This is a genomic window from Anabaena subtropica FACHB-260 (genome assembly GCF_014697105.1).
Classification (GTDB): Bacteria; Cyanobacteriota; Cyanobacteriia; order Cyanobacteriales; family Nostocaceae; genus Trichormus; species Trichormus subtropicus.
In genome coordinates this window covers 60,035-86,769 of sequence record NZ_JACJRF010000003.1, presented here as the reverse complement: position 1 = coordinate 86,769, position 26,735 = coordinate 60,035, and the positions used below count along the sequence as shown (strand labels likewise).

Here is a 26,735-nt window from a genome sequence, read left to right as displayed (position 1 = left end):
ATTTATTTATTCCCACCTTGCCGATGGCAGAACTATGAAAATTAGAACTATCACTACTGGTATATCACTTGATTCGCCAAAAGAAACAAGCAAAATCAAAATGGTTGCTAATTTTAATGAAAAAGCCCAAATGATTTTTGCAGAACATGGCTATGAAGTGCAGACAACAAGAATTAGTACGAATACTTGGGAAGAATATTTAGCTGGTTTATCTCTGGGTGCAATTCTTAAAGAAACGCAAGCTTTAGAAGAATTATGTCAAAGCTTGAATGTCAGCTTTTTTAATATTGGCTATGCTAGTACCCCAGAAACTATCGAAATGATTCCTGATATCAACAAACATACATCTGTAATTTACTGTTCAAGTAAAATTAAGAGTAATTTAGAAAATATCACAGAATCGGCACAAGCTATTAAACGCATCTCTCAAGAAAGCGAAAATGGTTATGGTAATTTTCGTTTTTGTACTTGGGCTAACTGCCAATCAGGTATCCCATTTTTCCCCACATCTTATCATGCAGGTGCAACATCTTTTAGCATTGGTTTAGAGTTGGGCGACTTAGTGATGCAGGTATTCTCTCAAGCCAGTGATTTACAAGATGTTGAAAACAAACTACAAAAAATCTTAGCAATAGAAGTTAGAAAAATAGAGGCGATCGCTGAACAAATATCGGCTCAATTTATGATAGAATTTCATGGCATAGATACATCTCTGACACCATCTTTAGATCAAAAAAATAGTATTGCTTTCGCCTATGAAAAATTGCTAGATGGAAAGTTTGGCAATCCAGGTACTCTAGCAATTTCGGGAATGCTGACACGAGTTTTAAAAAACATATCAGCCAAAAATTGTGGCTATTCTGGATTAATGTTACCAGTGTGTGAAGATATCGGTTTAGCGACGAGAGCTAATGAAAAAACTTATGATATTACTAACTTATTGTTATATTCAGCAGTTTGTGGTTGCGGTTTAGATACCATACCCATTCCTGGTGACATTACCATCGAAAAAATAGCAGCTATTTTAAGTGATATGGCAACTTTAGCCTTTAAACTCAATAAACCTTTATCAGCCAGATTATTCCCCATTCCTGATAAAAAAGCAGGGGAAATGACAACATTCAATTCCCCCTATCTCGTAGATTGTCAAATATTCTCAGTTAACTAATCCGTCAACAAACTAGGAGAAGTCAATACAAAAACGTCCCTAATTCCTTGAGTTGCAATCTGCGGTTTTATCGGTGTTGTGAAATGATAAAAATCATGATCATTGACTAATAATAATTCTCCAGGGTAGAGAATTTTACTCAATACAGGCTTCTCTTTTTTAGCAGTATATAAATGAGTTTCTCCACCTTGAATATTGTCTCTATCAACAGAAAAGATACCGATAAAATCTGTACCATCTTGATGGATACCCTCAGGTGCAGGATTGCCAAAACTTTCAGGAGAACAAGTAGTTCTGATTTGATGTACTCCGATTTCTGCTTCTGGATGGAGTTTACAAGAATCGCTAAATGCTAAAACTAAACTTCTAAAACTATCAAGTTCTATGAGTGCATCATCTAATTCTGCAAACTCTCTTTTAACATCTCCTAATAATGGATTGTAATCTTTACTTTGAAACAGATAACCATGAGGTAATTTAATCAACTGATTCCCTGTAACTATGAACCGAGATAATCTTCTTCGCCGATAGTTACCTTTAATATAAGGATCAACTGGTAAATTATTATAAAATGGCTGAAAATCTCCTAATTCTAGTGAATTTACCTTTTTGAGAGCAAATAAAAAGGCATATTCTAATTCCGTCATTCCCCCGACTGTTTGCATAGGATTTTCCTCCTTGCAGGTTGCAACCCTCCCATTTTTTTACGGGAGGCTTATAACACCGAGTATATGCTTCTTTTTATTAAAATGTCGTCAATTTGACTACAGAAATTGACAAATTGTGATAAAGACGTGACAAAATTTATCCTGAAAATCTGCCAAAAATATTTATGGAGTATGCTTAGGAACTTCCAGATAAAAAAATATCCAAGTAGGTAGGGTGCGTCAGTATGAATAGTTTCTTGGTACGGCTAAGTTTTCCCGCACTGACGCACCCTACTAACTAACCGTCAATTTGGAATAATTTATTTTTTGGTGTTCCCTTAGGTCTATATTGGCTAAACTGAGAAAGAAATAAAGGTCTTCTCCTAACTCATATCCAAGAGTTTGGGAATTTTGAATTGATTACTCCCTTGACATAATGATTGATTGGCTCTACCGTTACCCACCCCTATATCCTGGTATTCTGCTAAAGCGCTACAAGCGCTTTTTTGCTGATGTACAACTAACTTCTGGTGAAGTAGTAACAGCACACTGTCCCAATACAGGGCCAATGACTGGAGTCTCAACTCTTGGTAGTGCGGTACAACTTTCTCAAAGTACCAATCCTAAGCGTAAACTGGCTTATACTTTAGAACTAATTCAAGTAAACGATAACCAACCGACTTGGGTAGGCGTAAACACAGCTTTACCAAATCAGATAATCAAGTTAGCTTTAGCAAAATACCTGTTTCCAGAGTTGGGTAATTATGACCATGTCAAAGGTGAGGTAGTCTACGGGGTAGATAAAAAAAGTCGTGTGGATTTCTTCTTGACAGGAAACGACACGGAACGCCCAATTTATTTAGAAGTCAAAAATACAACTTGGGCAAAAGGAACTTTAGCATTATTCCCAGACACAGAAACCACAAGAGGACAGAAGCATTTACGAGAATTAATGGCGCTATTACCCCAAATGCGGGGAGTGATGCTGTATTTTATTAACCGTGGTGATTGTACAGAGTTTGCCCCTGGTGACAGCACAGATCCTATATATGGTAAGTTGTTACGAGAAGCGATCGCTTTAGGTTTAGAAGTCTTACCTTGCCGTTTTGATGTTACCCCAGAAGGCATCCGTTATCTAGGTTTAGCAAAGTTGGTAATTTAATTTCATCAATGATTATTATCGTCATGGGTGTATCTGGTTCTGGTAAAACAACCATCGGCAAAATGTTGGCGGAATCTCTACACTGGGATTTTCATGATGCTGACAGTTTCCACTCACCAGACAATATTGAGAAAATGCGGCGTGGTATTCCTCTGGATGATAACGACAGAATACCTTGGTTACAAAGTTTGCAAATAGCTATTACAAATTGGCTGCAAGAAAAGAGAAATGTTGTTTTAGCTTGTTCTGCACTCAAAGCCAGTTATCGGCAATTTTTAGTTTTAGATAGCGATGTTAAACTAGTTTATCTGCAAGGGACGTTTGAACTTATTCAAACACGGTTGCAAAAGCGGGAAAATCACTTTATGAATATAGATTTATTGACAAGTCAATTTGCCTCTCTTGAGGAGCCGGATAATGTCATACTTGTAGATATTTCCCAGTCACCTCAAGTTATTGTCGAAGTTATTAGAAAAGTTATCGGTATTTAAGAAAGATGATGTACTGGTAAATTTATTAAAATTGAATGCGTCCTTGCCATTTGTCTATCATTCTGTTACTAATTCCTGGTATTTTATCCAAGTCTTTGGATGATGTGATTTTTTGTTGCTGACGGGCAGTGATAATTCTTTGGGCTAATTTTTTACCTACACCAGGTAAAGTTTCTAATTCTGTTAATGTTGCTGTGTTTATATTGACTATTTGAGTTGGAATTAGTTCACCAGAAGTAAGAGTTTTGATTTGATTACACTCTTTTTGTTCTTGCTTAATTTGTGCTTGTGCTTTTGCAGGTACACCTACTTGAGCTTTAGCATAAAGACGAGAAAATTCGCGTTCGTAATGAGCAGAAATTCTAGAGTTATCAATGACTATTAAAGTCTCATCATTGCCATTATTAGCTGCATCAGACCAGTTATGAGAACCTGTAATTACTATTTGATTATCGATAAGTGCAAATTTATGGTGTAGTAAGTCGCCAGGTGATAAAGTAGGTACGCCTACCGTAGTCACCGGATTAGACCAAGGTCGATTGTTAAGTTCATATTGACATTTATTGCTCAAGGCAATTCCCATCATATCTAAAGCCTCGCTGTAATAACGATAAGCGAATTGTTTATCAATCAAGGCGCGGATGGAAACTCCTTGTTGATGGCGTTTTTCTAGAGTATTAGCAAGACGCTGTTCTGAAAAAACAAACAACGCCATATTAATGGATTTGTTAGCTGAATTTAAGGTTTTATCAATTAAGCCATTACTACTTTGATTCCAAGGTAAAGTGGGTGAAGTGGGGGAAAAATTTACAGTTATTTTGTTGTCACCCAAGATAATGTTTTGGGGAGAACGCAGGGGTTTATTTAAACCAAATTTACTGTCTGGTTTACCTCCAGGGCCATCACCCCACATAAGATTAAATTCTTCTGTGAATAAAACCGCTAATTCTGGACTATCTATATATAATAAATTATTCGCATTACCTAAACTATCAGCATTTGTAAAATCACCAAAAATGTCACTTAAGGTGAAATTAGCGGAAGTGATAATTACTATTCGATTGTCCACAATCACAAACTTATGGTGCATCAATTTACTACCTGCTGAACCATCAGCTTGGTCATCTATTAAAGGGATTTTGGCATTTTGTAAAATTACCAGTGCGTCTGTTTGATTTATTTCCTCTGGGCTGAGTTTATTATCTTGGTTTTGGTCTACAAATTTAAAGTATTCTTGATACCGGGCTTTTTCTCTAGGCTCTAATTTCTTAACTTCATCTGGTGTTAAGTTACTCAAAGAACGGTTATAGTTATTTTCTAAAATTACTCTGACTCTAATACCTGCTTTTTGTCTTTCTTCGAGGGCTTGGGCAATTCTGGGTAAACGCAATTCTTGTACTGCTACATCTATAGTAGATTTGGCTTGAGAAATAGCGTCAATAATTTGCTGTTCTAAGTTATCCCCTAGTCGAGTTTGCTGACGGTATGGTTCTCGATATTCTGAGGATTCGGAATGATTAAAGTAAACTTTCACAAATGGGTCTTGCGGTAAAGGAGCAGGACGATTATTGTGAGATTGGACTTTTTGACAAGCAGCGATCGCCACTATTAAAAAGAAGACCAAAAATTTTCTTAATGGTGAAAAAATCTGCACGGTAATCTGCTAAAAGTGAATTGGGAGTTAACAGATTTATATTGCCCAAATTTTCCTACTAAAAATTATCCACAAAAGCACAAAAATATAGACAATAATATGCAAATATATCTAGATTACAGTGCTACTACTCCCACACGTCCAGAAGCGATCGCAGCTATGCAAGGAGTCTTCACCCAACAATGGGGCAACCCTTCTAGCTTACACGAGTGGGGACAACGAGCAGCCACTATTGTAGAACAAGCTAGGGTGCAGGTAGCAGAGTTAATTAATGCTGCCAATCCAGAATCTATTATCTTTACCTCTGGCGGTACGGAAGCTGACAATCTAGCAATTATGGGTGTTGTCAGAAAGCAAAATGTGCCGCAACATATTATTATTTCCAGTGTGGAACATTCGGCTGTCACCGAACCTGCAAACTTACTCGAAACATGGGGTTGGGAAGTAACCCGCTTGGGTGTAGATAACACAGGGAGAGTCAATCCCCAAGATTTAAAAGCGGCGTTGCAACATAATACTGTTTTAGTTTCTATCATTTACGGTCAAAGTGAGATTGGCACAGTCCAACCAATTGCAGAGTTAGGTAAGATTGTTCAACAACATGGGGCTTTATTCCATACAGATGCAGTACAAGCGGTGGGACGTTTACCGATAGATGTACAGCAACTACCTGTGGATTTACTCAGCCTTTCTAGTCATAAACTATATGGGCCACAAGGTGTAGGGGCGCTGTATATTCGTCCTGGCGTGGAATTGATGCCTTTGTTGAGTGGTGGTGGACAAGAAAGGGGGTTACGTTCTGGTACGCAAGCAGTACCAATCATCGCCGGTTTTGGTGTCGCCGCCGGACTCGCCGCCGAGGAATTATCTATAGAAATACCACGTTTAATTAAATTACGCGATCGCTTGTTTTCCCAGTTAGCAGATGTCCCTGGTTTAATCCCCACAGGCGATAGGGAAAATCGTCTACCCCATCATGTGAGTTTCTATCTCGAACAAGCCGACGGCGAAAAACTCAGTGGTAAAACACTGGTACGACAATTAAACCTTGCAGGTATTGGTATTAGTGCTGGCGCAGCTTGTCACAGTGGTAAACTTAGCCCCAGCCCTATATTGTTAGCTATGGGTTACGCTGAAAAAGCCGCCTTGGGGGGAATCCGATTGACCTTGGGACGTGATACGACAGAAGCAGATATTGATTGGACGGCGATGGTATTAAAGCAAGTTTTGCAGAGATTGACACCAGATTTATCTTTGGTTCAGCGATAACGATTGACTCTCTTGTGAGCAAAATCAAAGTTTTGTATCTGAAATCTGAGTTTGATAGTAATTTAGGAATTAGGACTGGGAATAATATCTATCTAAGCCTAACAAGGCTAGTCAAAAACAGCCCTAAAAAGGGGGGTAGAGTTATGGTACAGCCTAATCGGAACGACAAAAACAACTTTTTTTCCCCTCGCAGTCGTTACTACGGTCAGGTGAAAGTAGAAAATCTCATATTTAATGCTAATTTGCAGGAATTTTCTCACAAAATTGGCTATATCACAGCGCTGGAAACATCCGGTAAACTTTCTCCTGATGAAGCTTGCAAACAAATTAAGTCCCTTTGGAAACAATTGCAGCGCAGTAAAAAAGCACTCTTGATTAGTAATGACCCACCAATGTCACCTTGAAGATAAGGTTGTTACTGATAGAGAAATGTTACCACCAAAATTAGCTGTGAATAGGCGATCGCCAAAGGCGGGGCGGAGCATCGTCGCTCCATTGGCTCAAGCTCTCCCATAATTCCTTAAACTAGGGGTATGGGGAGCTTAACCTAGTCTTCACTTGAGAACGATAAGAACTCAATAGCTTCAGTCCAGAGCAGAAAGACTAGGAAACCCAACGGAGTTACAATTCATGTCTATCCTCAACCAGTTGCGCTTGCAGCAAACAGCGATGGGTTACGCCCGGCCTTTGGCGGCCATGACCCTCACCACTGGATTGATTATGGCAACAAGCTCTTCAGCCACTGCATCCTCCTTTCGCGTCAATCCCTATCTACAGCAGCCTTCCAGCGAAGGTATGTATTTCACTTGGTTTACAGAGGAAGACACACCCGGTATCCTCTCAATTACTGGCACTGGTCTAACCAATCCCCTCACCTTTACTAGCACACCTGCGTATCAGTCAGTACTTGCATATACCAACGCTGAGAAGAATCAAAATATTGCTGGTCTATCTCCAGGTTCTTGGTTACGCAGTGATAATAACTACAAACACACAGTAGATGTGCGTGGTTTGCAACCAGGCACAACATATCAATATACGGTGTCCCAAGGGTCGAGTGTTTTTAATTCATTCTTTAAAACCGCCCCTACTAGAGACAACTGGGACAGCATCCGCTTTATTGCCATGTCTGATAGCGAAACCGAGCCATTGGGACGCTCTACCCGTCGTGAATGGCAACCAGGCGCATTGGCTCCAGGTTCAGCACCACGCCCTGACCTCATTGGTAGCCAGTGGGCAGACACCTTCGGCACTTCCGGCTCAGGTGGTTCACAGACCTTACGCTATGCCTTAACTGAGAATGAAGGCTACCAGAATAATTTAGCGATCGTCAATAGCCGCAATCCTGACTTCCTGATGATGCCCGGCGATTTGGTACAAGGCGGTGGTTATCAGCCGGGTTGGGACGAATTTTTCCGCCACAATGCCGGTGAATTTGACAGTGGGCTGTCACAATACCCAATCCTACCAGCCCTCGGTAATTGGGAGAACTTTGGCGCTCTCAATGGTGGTTATGGTACTGATGCTGATGGACGTTTTGGCCCGAAATTTGGCCGCGATAAATATCACGTATATTTTGATGCGCCTGATAACGGTACACCAGAGCATCAGGATAATTACTATCGTATCGACTACGGCCCCATCACTATCATTACCCTCGATAGTTCCAATGGTGAACCCGATGATCGTCGCAGCAACTACGGTGGCGAAGGACAACCACCGAGAATCAGTGGACAAGATTATACAGGCACGGGAACTGATACCCAAGAGAACTATACACGGGAACAGTATGAAGCGGCTGGCGGTACTGACTTGGCAGATTTCAACCCTGGTAGCCCCCAATGGAATTGGGCAGAGGCGCAATTAGCAGATGCACGAGCTAAAGGTCAAATGATTTTCGTGCAGTTTCATCACGCACCATACAGTAGTGGTGAACATGGGCAACCAATGAACCATAATCTCTCAACAGGTCAGGGCGGTACACCAATGCGCCAATACCATAATATGTTTGAGCAGTATGGTGTTTTGGCAGTTTTATCTGGTCACAGTGAAATGTTCGAGCGCAGTTTTGTAGATGAAAACGGCGATGGTATTGGCGTACATTACTATGATGTGGGTGTAGCGGGTGATGGATTACGGGGCGAGAAACGCGCTGGTTCTAGCTTGAGCGATCCTCTCTTGAACTACAACAGCTTTAGCCAATGGACAGCCGACCAAAGTGAAGGCGAATTTTGGCAAGAAATGGCAGGTGGGCTGCAATTAATCGATGGTGGTAAACACTACGGACATCTTGAAGTTAATTTAGAACGGCTTGGTGGTAGAAATAACCAATATGCCAAGGTGACGCTGACACCTGTGTATAGTTTTCCCATTCTTGACGAAAACTATAATCTAGTGCGTACTGAGCGCCGTACTTACAATGATGGGATTACTCTGTTTGTAGATAGCAATGGACGGATTTTCCAATCAGTTCCTGAACCAAGTGCAATTTTCGGCTTCTTGGCTTTTGGTTTGGGTAGTCTAGGTATGAAATTACGCAAACAGAAAAACTGAAGCTTCCGGCTGGATATAATTTGATCTCTTGAGTTTTACCCAGTCTCTATTTTTCATAAACTGAAACAATAGAAGTAAATGCTTGAGAGACAAATATATTATGCCTGAACTTCCCAACAGTTTAGAAGATGCGATCGCTCAATCCCGTGAAGCCACCAAAGCCGCTTTAGCAGACGGTTGTAACCGCATCCAAGTTGAGTTGTTGTTTCCAGAACTCAAGTTTATGCCGGTAGCAGAACAATTTCTGCCTTTGTTGACAGAATATGAGTCTCGCTTGAAAATCTTCTTTGCTGATGCTGGTGCGGCTGCTTTAGCCAGACGTGATTGGGCTGACGCGCCTTTTCAAATTTTAGATATTGGTACGGGAAGGATTGCATCTATTGAATCGAAAATTCAACCAGAAGATGAAATTTTCCTGTTTATCTCCCCCACTTCTGTTGAAGTACCCCAGTTAGAAAAAATTTGTGAAATAATAGGCGATCGCCCAATCATTTTTTTAAACCCCCGCTTAGAAGATGCCGGTACTGTAGGTATTGGTTATACAGCTAGACAAACCCGCCAGCGTTTCTTGAGTACCATTCAATCCTGCTACTACCTACGTCCTATTGATGATGAAACGGCTTTATTCCGTTCCTATCCTGGGGAGTGGGAAATTTGGGTGGAAAATGATGGTAATTGGGCGAAAATTGCCGATTTACCCAAAAAGCCCTCAGGTGATGAAATCGATTTAATTCTGATGAAAGGACAACCGCAAGTAGCAGGGGTAGAGGCTGCACCGGTAAGAAAACCCAGTGTATTCAAAAGTTTGCAACGTTTTATGAAAGCATTGAGTCGTTAATTTAGGGTAATAGGTAATTGAGAAAAAATTTTCACCTATTACCTATTACCAGTCTTTGAATGACTAAAATTACTGTTTTCCAGTTAACTCTATCATTAATCTGAATAGGGTCATGTAACTAATTTTAGTTGCAAAAAGTCTTTGAGAGCAGATAATGTAAGTAAGTAACCTAAGTTCGGGATAAGCTGAAACCATGATTCTGTCGTTGGCTGAAACTCCTATTTTTTCGTACAACTAGCAGCTAAATCGTCTTAACCCGAACTGACGTTAAGTAGTCTGGAGTTTTCATGACCCGCAGAGAGAAATTAATTAAGCGGTTTCTCAGTCTTCCCAAGGATTTCACCTGGGAGGAGTTAGTCAGCTTGCTTTTTGGGTTTGGTTTTGAGGAAGTCAGCACGGGTAAGACAGGAGGTTCTCGACGGCGTTTTCTCAATGATGCGGGTGTGATTATAACGTTACACAAACCACATCCTCAAAATATTCTTAAACGATATCAGATTGAACAGATTATTGAGATTCTCCAAGGAGAAGAATTGCTATGAATAACATGATGCAATACAAAGATTATTTTGGGTCTATTCACTATAGCGATGAAGATAAAATATTCTACGGACAAGTGGAATATATCCGCAGTTTAATCAGTTTCGAGGGGGAAGATGTGACTAGTCTGCGGTCTAGTTTTGAAGAAGCAATTGATGATTATTTGGCTCTTTGTGAAGAAAAAGGTATGGAACCAGAGAAGCCGTTTAAGGGTAGTTTTAATGTGCGTGTAGGTAGCCAACTTCATCGTCAAGCAGCGTTATTTGCCCAACAACGAGGAGTGAATCTCAATAAGTTAGTAACAGATGCACTGGAGCGTTATCTGAAGGGGGAATCATGGGAAAATGCTTGAGGATTTGGAGATATGAAACAGTGTTGATATTTACCTGTTTCATTCTCCATACTCTGCTAATTTGCCTGCAATGGGGCATTTAAGGCTTTCTCAATGCGATCGCTAGTTTCTAGTAAATGAGCTTTGGTATATTCATCGTTGGTATTGACTGACTTGAGTTTTTCATTTAATTGTTTGAGTTTATACCAGGCTAGCGAACGAGCATCTTCTGGGACGTATTGCCGCCGCAATACCATACCAATCAAGATATCCAAATATTCCCGTTGTAAGCCGCGCCGGAGGCTGGTAATTTTCAATTCCCCAGTTTTTGGTTTGAGGACTTCTGTCCAAACTCCAGTTTGCAAAGTATCAAATAGTTCTGGCAATGGTAGTGATTTTTCGGGTAAGCTCTTGAGTTCGATATCTTTGAGCCGACTAAGGCGATCGCCCGACAGCAATTCCCGTAATACAGCACCTTGCAGAAATAATATCAAGTCATGAATGGGATAATCTAAGCGTCCAACCTGGGGAAAACTCCCCCAGTGATACCAACGAGAAGGTGCTAATTTATTCAGTAGGTCTGGGGAAAAATTCAGGGCATCCTCAGCAAAGATATACTTTTGTAGTGTTTTGAGTGCTTCTCGTTGTTGTTCTACCGGCACTGGCTCAAATGGTAAGCGGTTTTGGCGTAACTTAGTAGATGAGATGTCCCTGGCGTGGAGGCGGTAAAAAGACTGCCCACCAACGTATTTTGTTGTGTAGAAGATATTCTGAAAATAGTTACTGAGAACTGAGCTAAAGCGATCGCTTAAATCACTATAACTTTCGCCAGGCATGGGGAAACGTTTATTTAGACTTTCCCACATCAACCGTGAATTATTTAATTGCGACTGGGAATAAACCAGGACGTTACTACTATGATCCCAAGCATCGGCGGTAGGATCTAGGTCATACATATCCTCATCGGGGGAATAACTCAATTCCGGCTTATAAGATTGACTGGCAATTTCCTGTAAAATTGGCTTTTCCGCTATGGGAGTTGTGGCGTTAGTCTGTGTATAACCATATTCAATTGCCCATTCATCATAAGACCCCACCATATCGGGAAAATAGTCTCCCTGTTTTGTACCTTGGGGGGCAATATTCGGCGGAATGTAGTCCATCACCGAACTAGTTAAGCCTTTGGTACGGCTGATTTCCTGATTGTTCATCTCTTCTGGTGACAGCAGCGTACTACCACGGAAGTTGTGACGCAAACCCAGGGTATGTCCGACTTCATGGGCAATAATTAGACGCAAATATTCATGAATATATCGTTGTAATTGTTCTTGAGTAGGTATTGTGTTTTGTAAAAGTGACATCGCCATTGCACCAAAAGCAAATTGGTTAGCGGCTTCCATGCCGTAGCATAAATCATAATCACTGGCTAGTTTGGATAATCGCTGCAAAACACCATTTGTTTCTGTGGGTTTTTGCTGAGTAGTGTTGTTTGTTTTAGCGGCTAAACCGTTGTTACACAATCGGTGATTCCGCATTAATTCTGATAAAGAAGTCCTGGTGTTGAGTTGACTTGGTTCCACAAGCGTGCTGTACCTACTCTTGAGTAAACGGACAAGGCTGGCATCCACTAAGATGTCTGCGTCCAAAATTTCCCCAGTTAAAGGATTCACGCGAGATGGCCCCATTGCAAAATAACCATCGACGGTGTTAATCCAGCGAATTGTGTTGTAGCGGATGTCAGCTGGATTCCATGTAGCGTTGTCTGGCATTTGTCTAGCTTCAATCGCATCGATAAATCCAGCTTTGAGAAAAGCCTTGTTCCACATAAGTACCCCTTCTCTGATAGCTTCGCGGTACTGTAGCGGTACGGCATTATCAATCCAGAATACAATGGGTTTTTTAGGACGAGATATGGGTAAATTTGGATCTTTTTTTTCTAAATGCCAGCGATTGATGTAGCGGACAAAGGGATCATTGCGATCATCTTTAGATAAATCTTGGTAAGCGGTGATAAAGTAACCAACCCGTTCATCAGCTATACGTGGACGATAATTATTTTCTGGTAGTTGGGAGAGACTGTAGTGAACCCGCAAGGTGAAACCACGACTGTCAGCTACAGAAGTCAAACCGTAAAGTGTATTGTTGCCAGTGTTAGCACCACTACTGGAAAAATTCAATACTGACTCAATTTCTAAGTTTTGAGGAAAGGCTTGGGCATTCCCAAAATATGATTGGTCTTTATTTGCGGTCAACCCTGTAAACAAAGATAATCCGGCTAGGTCTGACAGCAGCAAATCACCCAAATCAATTAACAAGGTTTTTCTTTGCGGATGAATGCTTTTGATTTCCACAGAGTAGAGAACGGAATCACTAAACGACCGGGCAAGCGATCGCGCTTGTGGATCTCCTTCCCTTGTGCGAAAATTGACGTTACGCACCACAAAAGATATCTTTTTGTCTACTCTTTGAAAATAAAATAAAAAGTCTTGTAAAGGTAAACCACTATAAATCCCTTGTTCGCCGATACCAGATTCTAGGGTTGCTGTAGCTAAATAATTTTTATTTAGTTGTTCTGGTTTCACTTCTAGATATATTTTATTTTTTTCTTTATGGCGATATAGAGTAAATAGACCATTTAGTTTTTCTGTATCTTTAACAACTTCATCAAATGCTTCCAGTTCATCTTTCTTTTCTGGCTTAGATGTCGGAACAGGTTTTTTATCTGATTTATTTGTAGATTTGCCAACTTCTAAAAATGGTTGCTGCGCTGCCTTTTTAGTATCATTAACCACCCAAATAAATGGTTGGTCTTTGACCTGTTGGTTTTGATTAATTACCCAAACTTGTGCTGGCTTTTGTACCAAAGGTTGATGTAGTTGCTTGATAGTAGGTGAGGAGAAAAAGGTATAAGGATGTTGGGGTGTTGGGATGTGGGGCTGTGGAACTTTGTTTTCTTCCTGAAGTTTGGCTGCTATAACTGTGTTTGGCTGCTCATGTAAAGTTTTATTGACTATATTTCCAGATGATAACTTGGCGTTAGCTGTTGCTATTCCTAAAAACAAACCATGTAAAAAAATTATATAAAAGCTTAATGTTTTCATTTAGTCTATCCCTGATAACTATCACTAATTAATTTTTTCTATGCTATGCGTGTCAGTTGTTTTGTCTTTGCTACTGACCACTGACATAATCTAATTGGCTCACTTTAAAATAATTAAAACTAATTGATAGCAAGATTTCAGCTTTTCAGTTCAATTATCAAGAGCATTTTCTAGATTTTTTGCGCTGGTTTGTTGTAGTATTTTTCTAACAATCATCTTTGTAGCAAACAGTACGTATCATTTTTATATCAGTTTAGTGAGTTATATTTGTAAAAATAGAATTATTTGTTTAAAATAGCTCATTTCTACCGATTTTTGGGAAATCATACCTACATATCACCTAAGATATCAAGTTGTTTATGGACAAAAATGCTGTTGATTCCTTATGTCAGGTGTTGTTGATGTAACTTTAAGCTTAAATACTAGGATTTATTTTATACTGTAATTTTATTTGATGACAGCACCCCAAGCATGGGGATTTTTTATATATTTCAAAGTTGGTAATTATTATTAATGGATAAAAAAATGTCACAATTACCTCAAGTTTGGAAGCTATTGCAGAATTATGTTCGGGGGACAAGGTCAAAAGATAGACCCATAACAAAGTATGTAGATAGTCACTCATTTTTATCTCTGGGAAAACATGAACGAAAATTAGATAAAAATGTAAATTTTTCTCAAGCTAATGTACAGAAAGAAATTTTATGTCAGAGATTGCAAATAAGTTTAGAGGCATGGACAATAAATGATAGTAGTGAGGAATTTCCGACTAGTGATGACCTACAGTGGGGCGTAGACCATCGCCAACTCCATGAAGAAATTTATGATTTACTAGGCAATGGTGCATTGACTCTAGAAATAGTTGAAAAAGTCATAGCATTACTCATCACTGAAAGACAATTTCGACCAGTACAGTTATTTCACCGCCTAGAAGATTTTTATCAACGTTGGTGTCGGGGAGAATTTATTGATGCGCCACCAAGCGAGAACTTACCTCAGAGAAAATCGCTCGAAATGATAACACAGAATCAAGCAATGGTCTCCGACCGACGGTCGGTCATCGCCTACGGTGGGGGGAACGGCATCGGACTGAGGCAAGTTGATATTTACACCGGGCTTAATGTCTTGATTTTATTATTAGAGCTACATCGCTACGCCCAAGAGCAAGCAGAACTGCGGCAACAAATCAACTTTTATCCCTCATCCCCACCAGATACAGACAACTTTTTCACCTCCCAACTACTGCGGATAATTAATTATAGTGATGCCATTGAAATTGGCAACTTTAGTAATATCGTTGGGGAATTTCTCCGAGGCGGTAACTTTTGCGGTGCATACCTGGGGAATGCCAACCTCATGGGGGTGAATTTTAGCGGTGCTAACCTGAGCGGTGCATACCTTGGTGATGCCAACCTGGCTGGCGCGAATTTTCAAGACGCTAACCTGATAGGCGCAAACTTTGGTGATGCCAACCTCAGCAGTGTTAATCTCAGTGGTGCCAACCTGAGTCGAGCCGACCTCAGTAGTGCCAACCTGACTGGTGCGAACCTGAGCGGTGCTAACTTGCATCGTGCTGACCTCAGTCGAGCCGACCTTAGCAGTTCCATACTCAACGATAGCGAACTCTGCTACGCTAACCTCAGTGGTGCAAACCTCAGAGATGCTGAACTCTGCCGTGCCAATCTGAGTAATGCCATTCTCTTTGGTGCAAATCTTAGCGATACCATCCTCAATCATATTGACCTCAGTCGCGCTGACCTCTGTCGTGCTGACCTGAGTGGTGCTGACCTCAACCATGCCACCCTCAACGGTACTAACCTCAGTGACACCATTCTTTTTAGTACTAACTTGAGTGATGCCATTTTGGTTGCTGCTGACCTGAGTTACGCCAAACTCAACGGCGCGAAACTTAACTACGCCAAACTCAACGGTGCTATGTTTTTAGGTGCTGACCTCAGTGGTGTAGACCTAACTGGTGTAGTTCTCAGCGATGCCGATTTGAGTGGGGGTATTTTTAACGAAGCCGATTTGACTGGTGCAGACCTCAGTGATGCCGTACTTTTGGGTACTGATTTTAGCTTTGCTAACCTGAATAGCGCCAACCTCAGTGGTAGTAACTTGAGTGGTGCAATGCTGAATGGCGCTGACCTCAGTAGCGCCAATCTCAGTTATGCCATTCTTGATGATACAGACTTGAGTGAAGCCAATCTAGATGAAATGACCTGGGGAGAAAAGCAGCAATGGGAAGGCGTGCGGGGTTTGGAGACAGCACTGAATATGCCAGAGGCATTGCGGGAACAGTTGGGTTTGAGGTGAAAGAATGGGGGAACCCAGGGGACTTCCAACTAAAAAAATATCCTATTACTGGGTAGCGCAGTGGCATAGCAGGAGGAAGACAACAAAATATTATCTGAGTAAATTGGATAATTTATTTTCTGGAAGTCCCCAGAAAAAAACAGAATTCCCTACTTCTTGAAAGATTTATCTGGTTATTTAGCAGACATTAAGCGTTAGCAAAGGTTGTCAAAATTAGTAAAAATGCAACTAAGCCAGTAACCCAAAGTGCTAAAGAACCCCAACTTACTGAATCTTGTCTCACATTTTGCCAGAAATTGTTACCTGAGTTATTCCGAAGTGCCATGTTATAATCTCCGTTTTTTATTAGTGGAAGTATCAGTTTTAATTGATGCTCTGAGTTATTAAAAAGGTGAGATTGCTCTAAATTAATGCAGCTAGAAATGTATATATTTCAACCCATTGTCTAGCCGTAAACTAAACAAAAGTTTACAAAAAGATGTTTGTTAATGCCTAACTTTTATTTTCCTATAAAGAAATGTTTAACATTCTTAGTCAACTAATTTTGACAAAAATCTTAATGCTGATTTAACCTTGTATAAAACAGCAGCTTGGACGAATAGACGTTAGGACTACAAATAAAAAAAACTCACCTACGCGGGTGAGAAAACTTTAAGATTAAAACTAAAAATATAGTCAACGGTTTACCCCCCTACTGCTTGGGTGTAGCTTCTCCAAACTTAATCAAAAGAGCGATCGCAATACTCACAGCCAAAATTAATGTCATACTCAAAGCTGAACCAAACCCCCAATTTTGGGTAACGCCGAGAAATTGGTTATAAACTAACCGCGCCGCCGTCATACTAGAAGCACCACCAAGTAATTCAGGGTCAATAAAATCCCCCAAGGCTGTGATGAGGACAAGCAAAGAACCAGCTGTGATTCCTGGGGATATTTGCGGAACTGTAACTTTCCAAAAAGTTTGTATGGGATTTGCACCCAAATCTGCGGCTGCTTCTAGTAACCGCTTATCCAGTTTTTCCAGTGAAGCATATAAAATTAACACCATGTAAGGTAGTAAGCTATAGCTCATGCCAATTAAAACGGCTGGTGTGCGATTAAGTAATTCTACGGTGGGTAAACCTAAACTACTAAGCAAACTGTTCAATAAACCCGTAGGACGGAGAATAGTTATCCAAGCGTAAGAACGGAGTAGGGAAGAAGTCCATAAAGGTAAGACAAAGCCCAATAGCAGCAAGTTACGCCAACGCTTTGGTGCAATTTGAGCAATCCAATACGCAACCGGGAAAGCCAAAATTAGACAGATTGTAGTTGTACCAAGGGCTAACCATAGCGATCGCCATATTACTTGCAAATATAGCGGATCAATTATACGAATATAGTTATCAAATCCACTAGGATTAACTATATCCCCTGGTCTAATATTTGGTACTAAACTCAACTGAAAAATTATCAGCGTTGGTAGTACGAGTAAAAGTAATAACCAAACACCAGATGGTGCTAATAAAACTAAAGGTTGGATGAAATTAAACCTTGGACGATTTAATTTCGGAATTTTAGCAGCATTATCGGCAATATCACGAATTTCTGTAGTCACAATTTTAAAAATAGATAATAGGTAATAGGTGATAGTAATTGCGAATTGCGAAAATTGCGAATTGTTTTAACTACTAGTTAATTGTGTCCAGTAACGTTCATAAACATCCTCAAATTCCCCTACAGGACTAATGCGTTCACATTTTTCGAGAATTGAGGAAGGAGGATATAAATTTTCATTATTTTTTATCTGTTTTGGTAATTGTTCAAATGCTGCACTATTAGGAGTAGAAATCTTCAGCCTTTCGCTCGTAGTCGCTGCTACTTCTGGTTGTAAAATAAAGTTAATCCAGGCATAAGCCCCATCTACATTGGGTGCAGATTTAGGAATGACTATTGTGTCAGTCCATAATGAAGAGCCACTACGGGGAATAACATATTTGAGTCGAGGATTTTCCTTGATAATTTTGATAGCATCAGCCGAGTAACACATAGCTAAGGTTAAATCACCAGCTAATATTTGATTGCGCCACGCATCAGTGTCAAAAGCAGCGATCGCTTCTTTGAGTATAGTTAATTGTTCATAGGCTTGTTTAATTTCGTTTTCGTTTTGTGAATTATACGAATAACCCAACATCCGCAACACTGCACCCATGACTTCACGCACATCATTTAACAGAGTCATGCGCTTATTGAGTAACTTTTGATTACGCCAGAGATATTCCCAATCTTGTGGTGCTTCTTTGAGGATTTCAGAATTATAAATTAATCCTGTTGTTCCCCAATTAAAAGGAATACTATAGCGATTTTTGGGGTCATAACTAGGGTTTTGAAATTGGGGAAATAAATTATCTAAACCAACTAATTTGTCTGTGTTCAATTCTATCAATAAGCTTTTTTCTAGCATCTTTTCGACCATATAATCGGATGGGTAAATCAGGCTATAAGTACCACCCCCTCCAGCTAGAAGTTTAGCTAACATCACTTCATTAGAATCATAAACATCTACAAGCACCTTCATCCCAGTTTGGGCGCTAAAAGTTTGCAATAATTCTTGATCAGAATATTGTGTCCAAGTATAAAGATACAACTGATCACTGCGACCAGAAGCGGTAGTAGCCCTTACGTCTGCTAATCTCCAACCGCAACTGGCTAAAGATAAACTAGACAGTGCTGTAATTCCTTGTAAAAATTTTCTTCTATTTTTCATTGAGCGATCGCCAAACAATCATTTTCTCCCCACCAAGCATAAATCGGTGTGTCACGGTCTGGTAAATTGCCAAAAGTATTAGGCTGCAAAACATTAATATTAATGCCGTTAATTAACTGCACAACATAGTTAACATGAGTTCCTAAATACATCACATTTACTAGTCTGCCTTCAAAGCAATTATTAGCTAAACTAGGTTGATAAAGTGAAAGTTGAATTTTTTCTGGTCGTACACTAACAACTACTGGTTTTAATAATTCTGTTGGTGTATCTTCATTGCGTACTACTACAATCGTCAGTCCAGTTTTGGTGACAATTTGCATCACCTCAGGTTCTAATGCAGTAATTTCACCACTGAATAAATTGGTATCACCAATAAAATCAGCCACAAAGGTTGTTTTGGGACGTTCGTAAATCTCGCTGGGAGTACCAATTTGTTCAATTTTGCCTTGATTCATCACCGCAATGCGATCGCTTAATGATAACGCCTCCTCTTGGTCATGAGTCACCATGATAAACGTCAAACCCAGGTCTTTATGTAAATTCGATAACTCGACTTGCATTTCCTTACGTAGTTTCAAATCTAAAGCCCCTAAAGGTTCATCTAGCAACAACACAGCCGGACGGTTGACTAAAGCCCTCGCTAAAGCGACACGCTGCTGTTGACCACCAGAGAGTTGACTGGGAAAGCGCGATCGCAAGCTTTCCATTTTTACCAGCTTTAAAGCCTCTTTCACCCTACCTTCTATTTCTGATTTCCGGAATTTTTTCAGACGTAATCCAAAGGCGATATTATCCCAAACGTTGAGGTGATTAAATAGAGCATAACTTTGAAATACTGTATTCACTGGTCGCCGATAAGGGGGAATATTGGTCATTGGCTGGCCTTGAATCAATAATTTACCAGCATCAACTTGCTCAAATCCCGCAATTAACCGTAGTGTTGTTGTCTTACCACAACCAGAGGGACCAAGAATACTAAAAAATTCCCCTTGTCTGACATCCAAGTCTATTCCGTGTACTGCCGGTTCTTGGTTGAAAAACTTAAAAACGTTACGTAGTTCAACATCAAGCGGTTGCAGCGTTTTTATGCCCCTGGGATTTTGTGTCTCAATTTGAGCCATATTCATCAGTAGAATGCCGTGATATTCAGTGATTTTATGTATTAATGTAGTCGATTCAGCAAACTCTTTATAGTCTTTGGTTTATTGTAGTCTGCTAAAAAAATTGTTTATAAATATACTTACTAGATTGTTACAAGTTGAAGATTTAGAGAAAGGTTTGGGAATTATATACAAGTTACCTGCATTTTTAGCATTCATCGCTAAAGATGCTAAAAGTCAAGTTCAGTATTATTACGCTGGTAAAAATGCTAAACCCCAATAGCCAAATTAGAACTGATAACTCGCACAACAGGAATAATACTCTAGCAAGATTAGTTCAGAATGTGCAGAACTGATTTAAAATAAATTGCCATAACTAGATTTATTAAGGGATATCACACTAAATAATTTATTGAATACAAATATTCTTATCTGAACAATTATTTAAGCATTATGGCTATATTGCAACCATCTCAACTACTAGGAAAAAAAGATAAACGAACTGTTGGCAGAGGTTCCCAACCTATATTTTTGATTCTCTTTACTCTGCTGATGACGACTGGAATTAGTGTGCGTTTAGCATACCTGCAAATCATTGAAGGTTCCAGTTACAAGCAGCAAGCCGAGTCCAACCGGGTTCGCATGATTCCCAAACAACCAGAACGGGGTAATATCTTTGACCGTAATGGTAAACTTTTAGCCAGTACACGCTATCCTCGGTCTATTTATCTTTGGCCGATGGCACATACCAAACCCGCTTGGTCGGTTGTTGGGCCACGTTTAGCTAAGATTTTGGAGATTCCCCAAGAAGAAATCGAAAAGAAACTACAAGAGGCTGGCGCTAATTCTTCTTCACTGATTCGCATCGCTAGGAATTTGGATGAAGCCCAAATTACAGCCATCAAGGAATATGAAAGCGAACTGAAAGATGTAGAAATACATACGGAAGCTGTGCGCTATTATCCCCACGGTAGAGAATTGGCTCATGTACTTGGTTACACAAGGGAATTAACACCTGAACAGTTAAAGGAAAGGAGGAAAGACGGTTATCGTTTGGGTGATGTGATTGGTCAAATGGGTGTGGAAAAAGCCTATGAAAAATTATTGCGTGGTGAGTGGGGTGGTCAGCAAGTAGAAGTGGATGGAGCTGGTAGACCACTGCGGGTTTTAGGAGAAAAACAAGCCAAACCCGGTAATGATATCCGGTTGACTATAGATGTAGATGTCCAAAAGATGGCAGAAAAAGCTTTAGGCGATCGCAATGGTACTATTATTGCCATTGATCCTAAAAATGGCGCTGTCTTAGCAATGGTGTCTCACCCCACCTTTGATCCCAATATTTTTTCTAAGCAAAGACTGACTCAAAAAGATTGGGAATCTGTGCAAGGTGAAGACCATCCTCTAGTCAATCGTGCTTTAAGTGCGTTTCCTCCTGCTAGTACCTTCAAAATTGTTACCAAAACTGCTGGTTTAGAATCAGGTAAATTTGCTCCCAACACAATCCTGCCAACCTACGGTTCTTTAACTATTGGTGGAACTAGATTTGGTGAGTGGAATCATGCAGGGTTTGGGCCTTTGGGTTTTGTCGGGGCGATGCAGTGGAGTAGTGACACGTTCTTTTATCAAATTGGTAGGGGAATCGGTGGCCCCACTTTGATTGAATGGACACGCAAATATGGATTTGGTAAAAAAACAGGCTTTGAATTTGTTTCGGAAGAAGCCAGAGGTCTAGTACCAGATGAAACATGGAAACGGAAAGCCTGGAAAATGCCTTGGACTATAGGCGACACAATTAATATGTCTATTGGTCAAGGTGCTTTATTAACCACACCTTTACAAGTTGCTGTCATGTTTGCTGTACCCGCAAATGGTGGCTACCGTGTCCAACCCCATTTGCTCAAAGATAATGAAGAGGCTAAAAGCTGGCGAGAACTCGTACAAATGAAGCCCAGCACAATGAAACTTTTGCGTGAAGGTCTACGTAAGGTAATTTCTGATGGTACGGGAAAAGTCTTAAATCAACCAACTATTCCCCCTGTTGCTGGTAAAAGCGGTACGGCTGAAGCTTGGAAGGGTAGGGTAAAACAAAATCATGCCTGGTTTGGTGCTTATGCACCTGCTGATAAGCCAGAGATTCTCGTTGTCGCCTTTGCTGAACATTCCGGTGGCGGTGGTGGTAGCGTTGCTGCGCCAATGATCCTCAAAGTTATGGAAGATTATTTCCAACGCAAGTATCCTGGTAAATATCCAAAGCCAGTTAAATAATGAAATTTGAGGGTAAGGCAAACAGCTTTACCCTTCACCTGAATTAAAAATTAGCCTTAGGGTTTTTGAGTGGCGATCGCTAACTTTGCTCCCTCTACTTGACGTACTTGATCCATAATTGCCACTACTTTACCGTGTCCTACTTTTTCATCAGCATTAATAATTACTAAAGCTTCCTGGTTAGCACCAATTAAGTTACGCAATTGTCCTGCTACTGAATCAACGAGAACTGGTTGGCGATTCAGGCTAACCGTCCCCTGTTCATCTACCGAGATCGTAATCTTCGTAGGTACTTGCTGTTTTTGTGCTGTCGCCGCTTTTGGTAAACTTACTGGCAACCCTTCCGAGCGAGTTAAGAACAGCGTAGACATGATAAAAAACGTCAATATTGCAAAAATCACATCAATCATCGGTAAGATGTTGATTTGTGCTGGAACATCTGGCTCATCTTGTAGACGCATAGGTTCTCTCTCCTCGTTCGTAGCGGCGGCGATAAAGTAATTCTAATTGACCGCCATACTCCTGAAATAGTGCCATTTGTCTGGTGTAAAGTCCTCGAAAGGAGTTGGCAAATAAAAGTGTAAAGATAGCTACTATCAATCCTGTTGCTGTAGATACTAGAGCCTCACTGATCCCAGACGTTACACCTGCGGTTTTTGTCCCTCCCACATCACCAATATCCAGAGAGGCAAAGGATGTAATCAAACCTAATACTGTACCAAGTAAGCCTAAAAGTGGTGCTAGACCAATAATTGTTTCAAAAATATTTTGAAAGCGTTTGAGTACAGGTATCTCAGCTTGGGCTTCGCTTTCTAATGCTAGTCGGAATTCTTCTGGTGTTGGTTCTTCTAGTTCTAAAGCCGACAGAAATATACGTGCTAGTGGCAAGTCTACATTTTGCCTCAGCTTATCTATTGCACTAACGAGATTATCTAATCGATACAAGTTCAAAACATCTCTCACCACACGCTGTTGACGGTTGTTGATTTTTAGCCAAAACCTGATGCGCTCAACAATTAGCGCCACCGCCAATATAGAAAAACCCAACAGTGGCCACATTACCACGCCACCTGCTGTAAACAGATTTTGAATACCCATTTAGCGCCTCATCATGAATCAAAAACCAGATTAGCAGAATCCTCTAGCAAATTGATAGTCTTTGTCAAGAGAGGGTCAAATATAATGCTAATTTTTTTCAAGTTGATGATATTCTAATGATCATTGAATTCAATCACACACAGCAACAAGGATAATTTTTAACGAAAAACTAAACTCAAATTCTGTATAGTGCCGACATAGAGCATTTCTCGGCTTGATGCAGTATAAATGCTTATTTATAACGCACATGATTGCTCGTGATCAGTTCTTCTTTCAATATTGAGGCTTTTTGCTGGCAGCGATCGCCGTTTAATTTGAGCATCCCTGTTTTACAAAAGCTAGTTAATTACAATTAATCTTAATTAAATTCTCCACATATAGCATTTCTTTGTTAGCCACAGTACATTCTGATTTCAGGTATGATTTAGGTAGATATGTTATGTATAAATAATTAAAATAATAAGTATTTATACATTTATTTAATGTAATTAAGTATTATCCGCTTGTTTTTCAAGATTGCTTATTCACTGGGATAGATGTAACAAAATAAAACTGGCCATAGATGCACAATATCAGCAAAATATTATCTATATTTTGTTTGATTTCTCCTAAAATAAGAAATTTCCCATGAAAAGGTGATTACACTCCTAGCAAGTAATGCTAGAGTTTCAGGAAATTCATCGGCACAGTTCAGCGAGTATCCATGCTGAAGAAACTACAAAAAAAGCAAATTTCTATAATCGCTGGTGCGGCACTGTTTGCCTTTTCAGCTGGGGCGATGGTGTCAGCACCTGAGATTGGCAAATCCTTGGGGCAATGGCTCAACCTGAATAAAGGTCAGCCAGAAGAGTTATCTAAGGTAACTAATGTTAAGTCAGATGTGTTTCCACTGATATCACAATCCCCGGCAGAACGAGCAGCCAAACTAGAAGAACTCACTCAAAAATCCCGCTCGCCAGACCGAGAACGCGCTCGTTATCTGTTGGCTAGTGATTATATTGACACAAAACAAGCCCAAAAAGCACTGGAATTACTTACAGGTCTAGACAGGAGTTATCCGGCTCTAGCACCCTATATCTTGCTAAAACAAGCACAAGCACAGGATCTATTAGGTGAGGATGGCAAAGCTTCTGATCTCAGGCAACAAGTACTAAAACAGTATCCTAAGGAAGCTGCTGCTGTCAGAGCTATTTATCTGATTGGTCAACCAAAGCTACATGATACAGCGATCGCTCAATTTCCTTCTCATCCCCTCACCTGGGAGATTATTAGGAAGCGCTTGTCAGAAAATCCCAATCAGCCACAGTTGCGGTTAATTTTAGCCAAGTATGCCTATAATCAGCCGGGGATAGTAGGCGTGTTAGACCAGCTAGTACAACAGCCCAATCTCAAACCAGAAGATTGGGACGTGATTGGTACAGCCTACTGGGAAAACAATCAATTTCTCAAAGCGGCGAATGCTTATGCCAAAGCCCCGAAAACAGCCCGCAACCTCTACCGCACTGGCAGGGGTTTACAAGTAGGTGGCAAAAATAGAGAACAAGCGATCGCTAATTATAATCAACTACTACAGCAATTTCCTGATGCGCGGGAAACAGGTACGGGCTTGTTACGGTTGGCAGAAATGGCGAGAACCAGTAAAGATGCCCTACCCTATCTCAACCAAGTAACTGCTAAATTTCCTGAACAAGCAAGTCAGGCGTTAGTCAGAAAAGCCCAGATTTTCCAAGCCCTCAAGGATCAAAAATCAGCCCAAGCAGCTTGGCAAGAACTGATTACCAAGTACGCCAAATCCGATGAAGCGGCAGAATATCGTTGGAAAAACGCCTTAGAAAAAGCCAAAGTTAGAGACTATACATCCGCTTGGAAGTGGGCGCAACCGATTGTCATCAATAACCCCAACAGTATTTTGGCTCCCAGAGCCGGTTTTTGGATGGGTAAATGGGCAACCAATTTAGGCAAGGAACAGGAAGCTAAAAGCTCTTATGAGTATGTGATTAGCCAGTTTCCTTACTCTTACTATGCCTGGCGATCGGCAAACCTGATCGGATTGAATGTAGGCAACTTTGATAACGTCCGCCAACTCAACCCAGAAGTAATTCCCTACCAGCGCCCCATACCTCCGGCTGGTTCGGCTACTTTCCAAGAATTATATTTGCTTGGTCAAGACCGTGATGCTTGGTTGCAATGGGAGACGGAATACCTCAATAAACAACAACCCACAATAGCAGAACAATTCACCGAAGGGTTAATACGGTTAGCCAGGGGAGAATATCTCTCAGGAATTAACCTCATTTCTAAATTAGAAGACCGGGAAACACCAGAAGAACAAGCAGAATATCAAGCATTTAGTAAGCAGATTACTTACTGGCAAGCCCGTTACCCCTTTCCTTACCTCAGAGAAATCGAAAAATGGTCATCAGAGCGACAACTTAATCCTCTGTTAGTAACTGCCTTGATGCGTCAAGAATCGCGCTTTGAATCGAAAATCAAATCTGTGGCTGGTGCTACTGGCTTAATGCAGGTAATGCCTGATACGGCTAAGTGGATAGCGTCAAAAATTCCCTTAGATATCAAGACCATTGATTTAGTCAATCCCAACGACAACGTGATGCTGGGAACATGGTATTTGGATCATACCCATGAGCAATATGGTAATAATTCCATGTTAGCGATCGCTAGTTATAATGCTGGCCCCGGTAACGTCGCTCGATGGTTGCGGACTCTACCAAAGGAAGACCCAGATGATTTTGTTGAAGCCATTCCCTTCAATGAAACCAGAGATTATGTGCGGCAAGTATTTGGCAATTATTGGAATTATCTGCGACTATATAATCCTGAAATTTCCAACATTGTGGCTAAGTATTCAGCCCAACAACCAAAATTGCCAGGGAATGGGGATTAGAGATTGGGAAGAAGCTGAGGGGCGGGGAGCAAGTGGCGTAAAAGGGGGAGAAATTCTTACTCAGCACTCAGCACTCCCCACTCCTATTCGTCCAATTGTTGGGATGGGACTTCAATTGCTGTGACATCAATTGTTCCCTCTGGTGCAAAGCGTTGAAAATGCCCCTTTTGTACAATCAGGTTTTCTCCACAATTAGGACATTGCAATTGAGTATTATTTAAACCCGTAAATTCATAACTACAGATGGGACATTGATCAGTCACTAAGTTCCGTTGCAACCACCAGCGAAACCCAAAAAATGCAACAACAGGTGCTAGCAGTATCAATCCAAAAAGAATCAACAAGGAATTCACTAACCAGCCCAAACCCAAGGAAGCCAGTAACCAAACGACTGCTAACAGCGTCAGCCAAGGGCGGAAGTTTAAAAGATTCAATTGAGAATTGTTAAGGCTCATTTTAAATACTGTCTTGCTCTCCCTCTAGGATAGCGAGTTTAGTTATTAGTCATTGGTCAATAATCAATAGTCAACAGTCATTCGTTATGAGTC

The 26,735-nt window shown here is 40.5% G+C and carries 23 protein-coding genes; 13 read left to right on the top strand and 10 right to left on the bottom strand.

All coding sequences use genetic code 11. The annotated features are described in order from the left end of the window. The first annotated feature begins 34 nt into the window (after positions 1–34). Positions 35–1,168 (top strand): DUF711 family protein, encoded by a 1,134-nt coding sequence (locus tag H6G18_RS02675; protein ID WP_190405537.1) that lies wholly within the window; start codon positions 35–37, stop codon positions 1,166–1,168. Here the strand turns inward: H6G18_RS02675 and H6G18_RS02670 are convergent. Then, on the bottom strand, positions 1,165–1,833 hold the full coding sequence (locus H6G18_RS02670) for a 2OG-Fe dioxygenase family protein (RefSeq protein WP_190405536.1): 669 nt from the start codon (positions 1,831–1,833) through the stop codon (positions 1,165–1,167). The genes H6G18_RS02675 and H6G18_RS02670 overlap by 4 nt on opposite strands. A 418-nt stretch (positions 1,834–2,251) precedes the next feature. Between H6G18_RS02670 and sfsA the strand changes: the two genes are divergently transcribed. Both sfsA and H6G18_RS02660 read left to right on the top strand, forming a co-directional pair. Continuing rightward, complete coding sequence (sfsA, locus tag H6G18_RS02665) at positions 2,252–2,977, top strand: DNA/RNA nuclease SfsA (protein WP_190405535.1); 726 nt, start codon at positions 2,252–2,254, stop codon at positions 2,975–2,977. Between the two features lie 8 nt (positions 2,978–2,985). Beyond that, the gene (locus H6G18_RS02660; RefSeq protein ID WP_190405534.1) at positions 2,986–3,468 is read left to right on the top strand and encodes a gluconokinase; all 483 of its coding nucleotides are present in this window, start codon (positions 2,986–2,988) and stop codon (positions 3,466–3,468) included. Positions 3,469–3,493: 25 nt separating this feature from the next. On the opposite strand, the gene H6G18_RS02655 is transcribed toward H6G18_RS02660, so the two are convergent. Beyond that, positions 3,494–5,122 carry a DUF655 domain-containing protein gene (locus H6G18_RS02655; RefSeq protein ID WP_190405533.1) on the bottom strand — a complete coding sequence of 543 codons (1,629 nt, stop codon included), beginning with the start codon at positions 5,120–5,122 and terminating at the stop codon, positions 3,494–3,496. A gap of 99 nt (positions 5,123–5,221) precedes the next feature. Here H6G18_RS02655 and H6G18_RS02650 point away from each other — a divergent pair, with 99 nt between their 5' ends. The 6 genes from H6G18_RS02650 (at position 5,222) to H6G18_RS02625 (ending at position 10,674) form a co-directional block, all read left to right on the top strand. Beyond that, positions 5,222–6,391 carry a cysteine desulfurase family protein gene (locus tag H6G18_RS02650; RefSeq protein ID WP_190405532.1) on the top strand — a complete coding sequence of 390 codons (1,170 nt, stop codon included), beginning with the start codon at positions 5,222–5,224 and terminating at the stop codon, positions 6,389–6,391. 143 nt (positions 6,392–6,534) lie between these two features. Continuing rightward, on the top strand, positions 6,535–6,795 hold the full coding sequence (locus H6G18_RS02645; protein WP_190405531.1) for a DUF7219 family protein: 261 nt from the start codon (positions 6,535–6,537) through the stop codon (positions 6,793–6,795). Between the two features lie 226 nt (positions 6,796–7,021). Then, a complete protein-coding gene (locus H6G18_RS02640) occupies positions 7,022–8,944 on the top strand; it encodes a purple acid phosphatase family protein (protein WP_190405530.1) in 1,923 nt (640 codons plus the stop codon). Between the two features lie 100 nt (positions 8,945–9,044). Continuing rightward, positions 9,045–9,782, top strand: a complete 738-nt coding sequence (locus tag H6G18_RS02635) for a DUF1995 family protein (RefSeq protein WP_190405529.1) — start codon at positions 9,045–9,047, stop codon at positions 9,780–9,782. A 287-nt stretch (positions 9,783–10,069) separates the two neighbouring features. Continuing rightward, positions 10,070–10,324: a type II toxin-antitoxin system HicA family toxin gene (locus tag H6G18_RS02630; RefSeq protein ID WP_190405528.1), complete on the top strand. Its 255-nt coding sequence runs from the start codon at positions 10,070–10,072 to the stop codon at positions 10,322–10,324. Next, positions 10,321–10,674 carry a type II toxin-antitoxin system HicB family antitoxin gene (locus H6G18_RS02625; protein ID WP_190405527.1) on the top strand — a complete coding sequence of 118 codons (354 nt, stop codon included), beginning with the start codon at positions 10,321–10,323 and terminating at the stop codon, positions 10,672–10,674. The genes H6G18_RS02630 and H6G18_RS02625 overlap by 4 nt, the downstream gene beginning before the upstream one ends. 56 nt (positions 10,675–10,730) lie before the next feature. Here H6G18_RS02625 and H6G18_RS02620 read toward each other — a convergent pair whose 3' ends face one another. Further along, complete coding sequence (locus H6G18_RS02620; RefSeq protein WP_190405526.1) at positions 10,731–13,754, bottom strand: zinc-dependent metalloprotease; 3,024 nt, start codon at positions 13,752–13,754, stop codon at positions 10,731–10,733. Between the two features lie 525 nt (positions 13,755–14,279). On the opposite strand from H6G18_RS02620, the gene H6G18_RS02615 reads away from it, so the two are divergent. Then, on the top strand, positions 14,280–16,070 hold the full coding sequence (locus H6G18_RS02615; protein WP_242040156.1) for a pentapeptide repeat-containing protein: 1,791 nt from the start codon (positions 14,280–14,282) through the stop codon (positions 16,068–16,070). A 187-nt stretch (positions 16,071–16,257) separates the two neighbouring features. Here H6G18_RS02615 and H6G18_RS02610 read toward each other — a convergent pair whose 3' ends face one another. The 4 genes from H6G18_RS02610 to H6G18_RS02595 all read right to left on the bottom strand — a co-directional run bounded on the left by H6G18_RS02610 (position 16,258) and on the right by H6G18_RS02595 (position 19,946). Then, positions 16,258–16,395, bottom strand: a complete 138-nt coding sequence (locus tag H6G18_RS02610) for a hypothetical protein (RefSeq protein WP_190405524.1) — start codon at positions 16,393–16,395, stop codon at positions 16,258–16,260. A gap of 366 nt (positions 16,396–16,761) precedes the next feature. Next, the gene (locus H6G18_RS02605; RefSeq protein ID WP_190405523.1) at positions 16,762–17,667 is read right to left on the bottom strand and encodes an ABC transporter permease; all 906 of its coding nucleotides are present in this window, start codon (positions 17,665–17,667) and stop codon (positions 16,762–16,764) included. A gap of 66 nt (positions 17,668–17,733) precedes the next feature. Beyond that, positions 17,734–18,816, bottom strand: a complete 1,083-nt coding sequence (locus H6G18_RS02600) for a polyamine ABC transporter substrate-binding protein (RefSeq protein ID WP_190405522.1) — start codon at positions 18,814–18,816, stop codon at positions 17,734–17,736. Beyond that, positions 18,813–19,946: an ABC transporter ATP-binding protein gene (locus tag H6G18_RS02595; RefSeq protein ID WP_190405521.1), complete on the bottom strand. Its 1,134-nt coding sequence runs from the start codon at positions 19,944–19,946 to the stop codon at positions 18,813–18,815. Before H6G18_RS02595 ends, H6G18_RS02600 begins: the two co-directional genes overlap by 4 nt. A 121-nt stretch (positions 19,947–20,067) precedes the next feature. Here H6G18_RS02595 and H6G18_RS24925 point away from each other — a divergent pair, with 121 nt between their 5' ends. Beyond that, a complete protein-coding gene (locus H6G18_RS24925; RefSeq protein WP_277875554.1) occupies positions 20,068–20,202 on the top strand; it encodes a hypothetical protein in 135 nt (44 codons plus the stop codon). A gap of 170 nt (positions 20,203–20,372) precedes the next feature. Continuing rightward, complete coding sequence (gene mrdA, locus H6G18_RS02590) at positions 20,373–22,184, top strand: penicillin-binding protein 2 (RefSeq protein WP_190405520.1); 1,812 nt, start codon at positions 20,373–20,375, stop codon at positions 22,182–22,184. A gap of 56 nt (positions 22,185–22,240) precedes the next feature. Here the strand turns inward: mrdA and H6G18_RS02585 are convergent, their stop codons facing one another. Both H6G18_RS02585 and H6G18_RS02580 read right to left on the bottom strand, forming a co-directional pair. Beyond that, positions 22,241–22,645: an ExbD/TolR family protein gene (locus H6G18_RS02585; RefSeq protein ID WP_190405519.1), complete on the bottom strand. Its 405-nt coding sequence runs from the start codon at positions 22,643–22,645 to the stop codon at positions 22,241–22,243. Next, on the bottom strand, positions 22,629–23,282 hold the full coding sequence (locus tag H6G18_RS02580; protein ID WP_190405518.1) for a MotA/TolQ/ExbB proton channel family protein: 654 nt from the start codon (positions 23,280–23,282) through the stop codon (positions 22,629–22,631). Before H6G18_RS02580 ends, H6G18_RS02585 begins: the two co-directional genes overlap by 17 nt. A gap of 703 nt (positions 23,283–23,985) precedes the next feature. Between H6G18_RS02580 and H6G18_RS02575 the strand changes: the two genes are divergently transcribed. Next, positions 23,986–26,187 carry a lytic transglycosylase domain-containing protein gene (locus H6G18_RS02575; protein ID WP_190405517.1) on the top strand — a complete coding sequence of 734 codons (2,202 nt, stop codon included), beginning with the start codon at positions 23,986–23,988 and terminating at the stop codon, positions 26,185–26,187. An 83-nt stretch (positions 26,188–26,270) separates the two neighbouring features. Here H6G18_RS02575 and H6G18_RS02570 read toward each other — a convergent pair whose 3' ends face one another. Next, positions 26,271–26,642 carry a hypothetical protein gene (locus H6G18_RS02570; protein ID WP_190405516.1) on the bottom strand — a complete coding sequence of 124 codons (372 nt, stop codon included), beginning with the start codon at positions 26,640–26,642 and terminating at the stop codon, positions 26,271–26,273. Positions 26,643–26,735 lie beyond the last annotated feature (93 nt).